Origin of the sequence: Methylobacterium sp. WL7 (assembly GCF_008040085.1) — a bacterium.
In the GTDB taxonomy this organism is placed as follows: Bacteria; Pseudomonadota; Alphaproteobacteria; order Rhizobiales; family Beijerinckiaceae; genus Methylobacterium; species Methylobacterium mesophilicum.
Map to the genome: position 1 here is coordinate 1 of NZ_VRVG01000281.1, position 2,133 is coordinate 2,133.

3 protein-coding genes are annotated in these 2,133 nt (G+C 63.5%); 1 reads left to right on the forward strand and 2 read right to left on the reverse strand.

What is annotated here, in order from left to right; translation table 11 throughout:
* Window positions 1-450: hypothetical protein (locus FV233_RS29175; RefSeq protein WP_147899611.1), on the reverse strand; the 450-nt coding region annotated here is incomplete at its 3' end.
* Window positions 440-1,621 carry an integrase arm-type DNA-binding domain-containing protein gene (locus tag FV233_RS29180; RefSeq protein WP_348642257.1) on the reverse strand — a complete coding sequence of 394 codons (1,182 nt, stop codon included), beginning with the start codon at window positions 1,619-1,621 and terminating at the stop codon, window positions 440-442. The genes FV233_RS29180 and FV233_RS29175, both read right to left, overlap by 11 nt.
* 121 nt (window positions 1,622-1,742) lie before the next feature.
* Here FV233_RS29180 and FV233_RS29185 point away from each other — a divergent pair.
* Window positions 1,743-2,133 (forward strand): HK97 family phage prohead protease (locus FV233_RS29185; protein WP_246690139.1); only part of this gene is annotated, 391 nt, incomplete at its 3' end.

Here is a 2,133-nt window from a genome sequence, read left to right on the forward strand (position 1 = left end):
TACTATATCTATAGATGTAGGTCGGCCGGGGCCGCCGCTGCGTGGCAGTCCAAGCGTTTTGACCAATTCTGGCTGGCTAAGGTCAATATCTGGCCAGACAGCTAGTAAATCAATAAGATTTATCTTTACAACGTAATACTTGGTCGCAGCAAAATTAACAGTAGCTACTGGTTTGCCTATTTTTCGAAGGCCCCACGGAGATGTTGCGCGCGAATTTCTCCAGTAAAAAGTAACCGGGCTGGCTTCCTGCCATCCATGCCAATCGACAATCGTTGGAAGCGGCACATCTTCCTGCTCTTCGATATCATCGATTATCGCCTTGCGAGCGACAGCTTTAATTTTTCCTGCCCATAGCGCACGGGATAACTTGCGGTCAGTAAGCTCCTCATCTTCTTCGATGTGCAGGACAAGATCGAAAGCATATGCGAGTGGGATCCATTTATCCGCCACAGTGCACCGCCCATGCGTTCATCAGCTTGCGGCGCTTGGCGAACAGATCGCCCCGCCTGTAGGCTGCCTCGACCCGGTTCTCTACGACGTGCGCAAGCGCAGCCTCGACCACTTCTCGTGGGAAGCTCGTCGTCTCGCTCGCCCAATCCCTGAACGCGGATCGGAACCCGTGGACCGTGATGTCCTTGCGGCCCATCCGGACCAGCACCTTCAGCATCGCCGTCTTGCTGAGCGGCCGGCTGCGCTTCAGGCCCGAGAACACGTACTCCGAGCCGATGGGGCGGAACTGACGGATCAGATCGAGGGCTGGGGCGCTCAAGGGCACTCTGTGCTGTATGCCGGCCTTCATTCGCTCGGGTGGGATCACCCACGTCGCCTCAGCCTCGTCGATCTCATCCCAGCGGGCGCCGGTGGCCTCGGCCGTGCGAACCGCAGTCAGGATCGTGAACTGGACTGCCACCGCAGCGATGCCGGCCTGGCGATCGACCTCGGCCATGAAAGCCGGCACTTCTTTGAAGGGCAGGGCAGGGTAGTGGACGACCTTGCTGACCCTTGAGCGCTTCGGCAGCAGGTTGGCCAGATGGCCGCGCCATCGCGCCGGGTTCTCGCCGGCTCGGTGCCCATGAGTGCGGGCCCAGTCGAGCACCTGCTCAATGCGACCACGGATCCTGACCGCCGTCACGGTCTTCGTGTTCCAGATCGGCTCTAGCGCCTGCATCACCAGGCCGGTGTCGACCGACTGGACCGGGACGCCGCCGAACACCGGGTAGACGAAGCTCTCGAAGGCGCTCCGCCAGTGATCGGTGGTCCGCGCAATCCAACCGGCCTTGTGTGCCTCGATGTAGCCCTCAGCGCACGCTCGAAAGGTCAAAGCCTTCGCCGCGTCCAGTTTCAGCCGAGCGCGCGCCTGTTCGCGTTCGACGATCGGATCCCGACCATCGAGACACAGCTTCCGGCATTCGAGCGCCTTCGCGCGCGCGTCGGCCAGCGAGATTGTGTGGAGCGGCCCGAGACCCATGGAGCGGGCTCGGCCGTCGAGCATGAACCGGAAAATCCAGGACCGCGCGTCGGCGTGCGTGACCTGAAGATAGAGGCCGCCGCCGTCGGCATACATGCCGGGTTCGCGGGCCCTAGAAACCGCCAGCGCTGAGAGCCGTCCAACCTGCCGCACGAACAGAGCGCCTACGTCTGTACCTACAATCGTTTGTAGGATTGTGGCACACACCTGTGGACGTTGGTAGACCATCGGTCACTCCAAAGCGCAGTGAAATCAGCTGATTAGACGTCCGTAGATGTCCGCACGGACACCGGTCGTTCGCCTGCTGTTCCAGCACGATCCGGCCGAGCCGATCGGGCGCTGGCTGTCGCTGCGCGAGGATGCCCGCGGCCTGTTCGCCGAGGGGCAGCTCAACCTCGCGGTGCAGCGCGCCCGGGAGATCGACGCGCTGATGCGCGGCGGCGGCCTCGACGGGCTGTCGATCGGCTTCCGCACCCTGCTGGCCCGCAAGGGCCCGGCCGGCGAGCGCCGGCTTCAGCGGGTCGACCTCTGGGAGATTTCCCTGGTGACCTTCCCGCTGCAGCCGCAGGCCCGGGCGAGCCCGGACCGCACGCCCTCGGCCGAGGAGATCCGCGGCCTCGCCCGGAGGATCGCCCCCGTTCCCGCCGCCCGCCGCGCCCCTTGCC